Below are 6,824 nucleotides of genomic sequence, written 5' to 3'. Positions count from 1 at the left end.
GGCGAGCGCCCGGCCGCCGCCCCGGCCGTGGGTTGGCCGGGCGCCGGGAGCTGACCCGGCGGCGCGCAATCCCACCGGCTGTCCGATCCCGGACACCCCCGGCCGGTGGTTCACCCAGGAAAACGGACCGGCGCCGCTCGGCCGTGGGGGTTTGATCGTCACAGTGACCCGCTCGACGCCCTACCCACGGTGTACGGTGGCGCCGTTCGGCGGGTGTCGCCGTGCGCACCGGCCGGTGGTCGTCAAAACTGATCGTTTGCCGCCCACGAAACCCGGAACGCGGACGGCGCGTTACGTTGGACATCCGGACCCTGGTGGGCCGGCCGGTGCAACACGGCCCGAAACGGGCATTGTCGTAGGAGTGAGGTCGGGGAGAGACGTGCCGAGCAACGCTGGAACCACCCGTCTGGTCATCGTCGAGTCACCGGCGAAGGCCAAGACGATCTCGGGCTACCTCGGCCCGGGGTACGTCGTGGAGGCCAGCTTCGGCCACGTCCGGGACCTGCCCCGCAACGCGGCCGACGTGCCGGCGAAGTACAAGGGCGAGCCGTGGGCGCGGCTCGGGGTGGACGTCGACAACGGCTTCCACGCCCTCTACGTGGTCTCGGCCGACCGGAAGCAGCAGATCAGCAAGCTGGTGAAGCTGGCCAAGGAGGTTGACGAGATCTTCCTGGCCACGGATGAGGACCGCGAGGGCGAGGCGATCGCCTGGCACCTGGTGGAGACGCTCAAGCCCAAGGTGCCGGTCAAGCGGATGGTCTTCCACGAGATCACCAAGCCGGCCATCCAGGCCGCGGTGGCCAACCCGCGCGAGATCGACCGGGACCTGGTGGACGCGCAGGAGGCCCGGCGCATCCTGGACCGGCTGTACGGCTACGAGGTCTCCCCGGTGCTGTGGAAGAAGGTCATGCCGAAGCTCTCGGCGGGCCGGGTGCAGTCCGTGGCGACCCGGATCGTGGTCGAGCGCGAGCGGCAGCGGATGGCCTTCCGCACCGCCGAGTACTGGGACATCCTGGCCACCCTGGCGGTAGCGAACGCCGGCGAGGGGCCGCGCAGCTTCAACGCCACCCTGATCGCGCTGAACGGCGACCGGATCGCCACCGGCAAGGACTTCGAGCCGACCACCGGCCGGGTGCGGGCCGGGGCGGGCGTGGTGCACCTGGACGAGAGCGGCGCCCGGGGGCTCGCCGCCCGGCTGGAGGGGCGGCCGTTCACCGTCACCCGGGTCGAGGAGAAGCCCTACCGTCGCCGCCCGTACGCGCCGTTCATCACCTCCACCCTCCAGCAGGAGGCGGCCCGCAAGCTGCGGTTCTCGTCGCAGCAGACGATGCGCACGGCGCAGCGGCTGTACGAGAACGGCTACATCACCTACATGCGTACCGACTCGGTGAACCTGTCGGAGACCGCCATCACGGCGGCCCGCCGGCAGATCGTCGAGCTGTACGGCGAGCGCAGCGTGCCGCCGGAGCCGCGCCGCTACACCGGCAAGGTGAAGAACGCGCAGGAGGCGCACGAGGCGATCCGCCCGGCGGGAGACAACTTCCGCACCCCGGGCGAGGTGGCCAAGGAGCTCTCCGCCGAGGAGTTCAAGCTCTACGAGCTGATCTGGCGGCGCACCATCGCCTCCCAGATGACCGACGCGGTCGGCTCCAGCGTGTCGGTGCGCATCCGGGCGCTCACCTCCGCGCAGGAGGAGGCCGACTTCGGGGCGACCGGCAAGACCATCACCGACCCGGGCTTCCTGCGGGCGTACGTCGAGTCGAGCGACGACGAGAACGCCGAGGCGGAGGACGCCGAGCGCCGGCTGCCGACCCTGGTCAAGGACCAGCCGCTGACCGCCGAGGAGCTGGCCGCGCAGGGGCACCACACCCAGCCGCCCGCGCGCTACACGGAGGCGTCGCTGGTCAAGGCGCTGGAGGAGCTGGGCATCGGCCGCCCGTCGACGTACGCGTCGATCATGCAGACCATTCAGGACCGCGGCTACGTGTTCAAGCGTGGCCAGGCGATGATCCCGTCGTTCCTGGCGTTCGCGGTGATCGGGCTGATGGAGCGGCACTACCCGCGGCTGATCGACTACGACTTCACCGCCAGCATGGAGAACGAGCTGGACGAGATCGCCGGTGGTGACCACGCGGCGGTCGACTTCCTCACCTCGTTCTACTTCGGCAGCGCGAACGGCACCGGCGACCAGGCGATCGCCCACGCGGGCGGGCTGAAGAAGCTGGTGACGGAGAACCTCAGCGACATCGACGCGCGCAGCGTCAACTCGATCCCGCTCTTCACCGACGACGAGGGGCGCGAGGTCGTGGTCCGGGTCGGCCGGTTCGGGCCGTACCTGCAGCGGGCGCTGCCCGGCGAGCAGCCGGCGCCGAGGGCCGAGGGCGAGGAGGGTGGCGCCCCGGGCGACCGGGCGCCGATCCCGGAGGGGCTGGCGCCGGACGAGCTGACCCCGGAGAAGGTGCACGAGCTGTTCCTCGGCGGCGGGGGCGAGCGCAAGCTCGGCGACGACCCGGCCACCGGCGAGCCGATCCTGCTCAAGTCCGGCCGGTTCGGCCCGTACGTCGCCAGCGGCGAGCGGAAGTCCTCGCTGCTGCGGTCGCAGTCGCCGGACTCGCTCACCTTCGCCGACGCGCTGAAGCTGCTCAGCCTGCCCCGGGTGATCGGCACCGACGCCGACGGCAACGAGATCGTCGCCAACAACGGCCGCTACGGCCCGTACGTCAAGCGCGGTGACGAGTTCCGCTCGCTGGACTCGGAAGACAAGATGTTCACCGTCACGCTGGACGAGGCGCTCGCGCTGCTGGCCGCCCCGAAGACCCGGCAGCGCCGGGCCGCGGCGCCGCCGTTGCGGGAGATGGGCGCCGACCCGGCGACCGAGAAGCCGCTGGTGATCAAGGACGGCCGGTTCGGGCCGTACGTGACCGACGGCGAGACGAACGCGTCGCTGCGGCGCGGGCAGACTCCGGAGGAGCTGACTCTGGAGCAGGCCTCCGAGATGCTCGCCGAGAAGCGGGCGAAGGGCCCGGCCCCGAAGAAGAAGGCGACGAAGAAGGCCGCCCCGGCGAAGAAGACGGCGGCGAAGAAGACGGCCGCCGCCACCTCGACCGCCAAGAAGACCACCACGGCAAAGGCCACCACCACGAAGAAGGCCCCCGCCAAAAAGGCAACCCCGAAGAAGGCGACCACCTCGACGGAGTAACGCCGTTTGAGATCTTGGAAGGAAAGGACCCCTTGAGGGGCCACTTCCTTCCAAGATCTTTTCCTCTGTCCACAAGGGCGGCGGCGCAGCCGGTGCGATCGGCAGAGTCGGTGGGGTGGGAAGGCCGAGTTGGGCGGGGTTGCGGCGGGCGCTGCCGGGTGATGATGCCGATGAGCTGACGTGGCTGCTCTTCCGGCAGGAGGACGTGATCAGCCTCGGGCAGGCGTTGGCGCACCTGTCCCGCAAGGCGGTCCGGCACCGGGTGGCAACGGGGCGCTGGCGCCAGATCCGCCGAGCCGTCTTCGTGGCCCACAACGGTCCGGTGGGTTCCGCCCAGTTCCGCTGGGCCGCCGTGCTCGCTGCCGGCCCGGCGGCCCGGCTCGGCGGGCTCACCGCAGCGCAGGCGGGCGGCCTGCGGGGTTTCCCCGACCGGGTCGTGCACCTGCTGCTGCCGGCCACCAGCCGGCGCGCCCCGCTTCCGCCGGGAGTGCTGGCCCATCGGACGACGCACCTGCCCGACCGGGACGTGGTGGCCATGGGGCAGCCACCCCGGACGGCAGCTCCCCGGTCGGTCGTCGATGCCGCCCAGTGGGCGGCCACCGACGAGGCGGCCAGGACGATCGTCGCGGCGTCCTGCCAGCAGCGTCTGGTCTGTGGCGAGGAACTGCTCGAGGTCGTCGACCGGATGCCTCGGCTGCGGCGTCGCCAGCTGATCCTGGCCACCGCCGTCGACGCCGCGGGCGGGTCACACTCGCTCGGTGAACTCGATTTCCTGGGGCTGGTCCGGCGTGCCGGGCTGCCCGAGCCCACCCGGCAGAAGGTCCGCCGGGACGCGACCGGCCGACGCCGCTACCTCGACGCGTACTTCGAGGAGTGGCGGGTGCACGTCGAGATCGACGGCGCTCAGCACCTCGACCCGGCCCACGCCTGGGCCGACATGCGACGACAGAACGATCTCTGGCTGGAGGGCGACCGCGTCCTCCGCTTCCCCACCTGGGTCATCCGCACCCACCCGGAACAGGTGCTCACTCAACTCCGCGCCGCCCTCCGCGCCGCCGGCTGGCCCGGCTGACAGAGATCTTGGAAGGAAGTGGCCCCTCCAGGGGCCCTCTCCTTCCAAGATCACATCAAAACAGACGTCAGGAGCCGAGCACCCGGTCGAGGTAGGGGTTGGTGAAGGCCCGGCCGGGGTCGAGGCGGTCCCGGACGGCGAGGAAGTCGCCGAACCTCGGGTACGCGGGGGCGAGTGAGGCCGCGTCCCGGTAGTGCAGCTTGCCCCAGTGCGGCCGGCCGCCCAGGTCCGCCGCCACCTCCTCGAAGGCCCGGAAGTACGGCTCGTAGGGCGCGCCGACGTACTGGTGGATGGCGACGTACGCGGAGTCCCGCCCGTAGCCGTGGGAGAGCCAGATGTCGTCGGCGGCGGTGAACCGCACCTCGACCGGAAACTGCACCTTGAACGGCAGGCCGTCCACGATCCGGCGCAGTTCTTGCAGCGCGGTGGGCAGGGCGGCGCGGGGGAGGCCGTACTCCATCTCCACGAAGCGGACCCGGCGCGGGGTGCAGAACACCCGGTCGGAGCGGCCGGTGTAGGTGCGTTCGGTGAGCGCGCGGGCGGAGACCGCGCTGATCCCCGGGACGAGCGCGGGCACCGCCCGGCCGAGTCGGCAGGCGCCGGCGAAGACGGTGTTGGCCAGGAACTCGTCGTCCAGCCAGCCGCGCCAGCGGGGCAGCGGCCGGTCGTCGGCGGGCACCCGGTCGTTGGTCTTGACCTGCACCCGGTCCGTGTACGGGAACCAGTAGAACTCGACGTGGTCGTGCCGGTCGACCAGCCCCGGCAGGTCGCCGAGCACCTCGTCGAGCGGCGCCGGGCGTTCGTGCGCGCGGAGCACGAAGGCGTCGACGCAGCGCAGGGTCAGCTCGACCAGGATCCCGACCGCGCCGAGCCCGACCCGGGCGGCGGCGAACACGTCCCGGTGCTCGTCGGCGGAGCAGCGCAGCACCTCGCCGGTCCCGGTCACCAGGGTCAGCCCCACCACGAAGGTGGAGAGGCAGCCGAGCTTCCCGCCGGTGCCGTGGGTGCCGGTGGAGAGCGCGCCGGCCACCGTCTGGGCGTCGATGTCGCCGAGGTTGGGCAGCGCCAGGCCGTGCGTGGCGAGCAGGTCGTTGAGGGCGTGCAGGGTCATTCCAGCCGGTACGGTGACCAGTCGACGGGCGGTGTCGACGTGGACACCGGTGTCCAGGTCGGCCAGGTCGATCCGGTGCCCGTCGGTGAGGGCCGTCCCGGTGAACGAGTGCCCGCTGCCCGCCGCCCGGACCTTCCGGCCGGCGTCGGTGGCGGCGCGGACCGCGTCGGCGACCTCGTCGACGGTCCGGGGCCGGACGACGAGGGCGGCGGTGCTGCGCTGGTTACCGGCCCAGTTGGACCAGACTGCTGGCGTACCGGACATGCACGCTCCTCGACATGAATATGAACTGACTTCATATCAGGAACGTTGTGCCTGGTAAATACCGCAAGCGGTGTCCGCTCGTTGTACCGGTAGTCACGGTCTAGTGACGTGCAGATATGTTTCGTCTGTCGAAGGGGGGTGGCGCCGAGTGTCCACACCAGCCGCCACGACCGGGCCGCTGCGCCGGGTACCGGTGCAGGGTCGTAGTGTCGCGCGCGTCCAGCGGATGCTGGACGCCTGTGCCGAGCTGGTCGACGAGGTGGGGTACGAGGGGCTGACCACGACTCTGCTCGCCGAGCGCGCCGAGGTGGCGATCGGGTCGGTCTATCAGTTCTTTCCGGACAAGCGGGCGATCGTGCAGGCGTTGACCCTGCGCACGATGGAGTCCTACCTCCAGCGGCTCGACGAGCGGTTCGCCTCCGACGACCTGACCCACTGGTGGGACGGGGTCGACGCCGCGATCGACGAGTACATCTCGATGCACCGCACCGTCCCGGGGTTCCGTACCCTGCACTTCGGCGACGTGGTCGACCTGCACCTGCTCGACGAGCAGCGGGACAACAACGGCGTCATCGCCGACCAGCTGGCCCGGGTGCTCACCGAGCGCTTCGGTCTGGCCGGCGTGCCCGACCTCCGGTTCCACCTCGAGGTCGCGGTGGAGGCGGCGGACGCGCTGATCAAGTTGGCGTTCCGTCGCAAGCCGGAGGGCGACGAGCGGGTGCTGGTCGAGGCGAAGGCGTTGATCCGGGAGTACCTGCACCGGCAGGTCGACGACCGGACCGAGGCCGCCCAGCCGAGCTGAGCGGTGCGGTCGCCGCCCTGGTGCCGGCGGCGACAGGTACGAAAAGGTGCGACGTCCGGGGGCGACCGGGCGTAAGGACGAGCGGCGGGTTCCCGAGGTGCGCCGGGGCCCGCCGTCACCGTTGCCTACAGGAACGCGTGGCCCTCGCCCCGGTAGGTCGGCACGGTCGAGACCACCGTGTCCCCGTCGACCAGGTGCACCTCGTTGACCCGCTCGCACAGCTCGCCGGCCTTGGCGTGCCGGAACCAGACCCGGTCGCCCACCCGCAGGGCCGTCGCCGCGGCGCCGGCGAGCGGGGTCTGCACCTCACCCGCGCCCTCGGTCGCCGAGGGGGTGGACGTCCTGGTCGTCACCTGCACCGGTGGCGAGCGGGGGA

General features: G+C 71.5%; 4 protein-coding genes and 1 pseudogene. 3 read left to right on the top strand and 2 right to left on the bottom strand.

The annotated features are described in order from the left end of the window. The first annotated feature begins 379 nt into the window (after positions 1–379). Both topA and ACWEVO_RS25680 read left to right on the top strand, forming a co-directional pair. On the top strand, positions 380–3,199 hold the full coding sequence (gene topA, locus ACWEVO_RS25685; protein ID WP_452310075.1) for a type I DNA topoisomerase: 2,820 nt from the start codon (positions 380–382) through the stop codon (positions 3,197–3,199). Positions 3,200–3,314: 115 nt separating this feature from the next. Further along, positions 3,315–4,271 (top strand): endonuclease domain-containing protein, encoded by a 957-nt coding sequence (locus ACWEVO_RS25680; protein WP_452310074.1) that lies wholly within the window; start codon positions 3,315–3,317, stop codon positions 4,269–4,271. 67 nt (positions 4,272–4,338) lie between these two features. Here the strand turns inward: ACWEVO_RS25680 and ACWEVO_RS25675 are convergent, their stop codons facing one another. Beyond that, a complete protein-coding gene (locus ACWEVO_RS25675) occupies positions 4,339–5,646 on the bottom strand; it encodes a D-arabinono-1,4-lactone oxidase (RefSeq protein WP_452310073.1) in 1,308 nt (435 codons plus the stop codon). Between the two features lie 226 nt (positions 5,647–5,872). Here ACWEVO_RS25675 and ACWEVO_RS25670 point away from each other — a divergent pair, with 226 nt between their 5' ends. Next, complete coding sequence (locus ACWEVO_RS25670) at positions 5,873–6,448, top strand: TetR family transcriptional regulator (RefSeq protein WP_452310076.1); 576 nt, start codon at positions 5,873–5,875, stop codon at positions 6,446–6,448. A gap of 125 nt (positions 6,449–6,573) precedes the next feature. Here the strand turns inward: ACWEVO_RS25670 and ACWEVO_RS25665 are convergent. Further along, positions 6,574–6,824, bottom strand: a pseudogene (locus ACWEVO_RS25665) (hypothetical protein); the annotation flags it as partial.

This window comes from Micromonospora sp. NPDC003776 (assembly GCF_053605645.1).
This window is presented reverse-complemented; position numbering and strand designations above follow the sequence as displayed.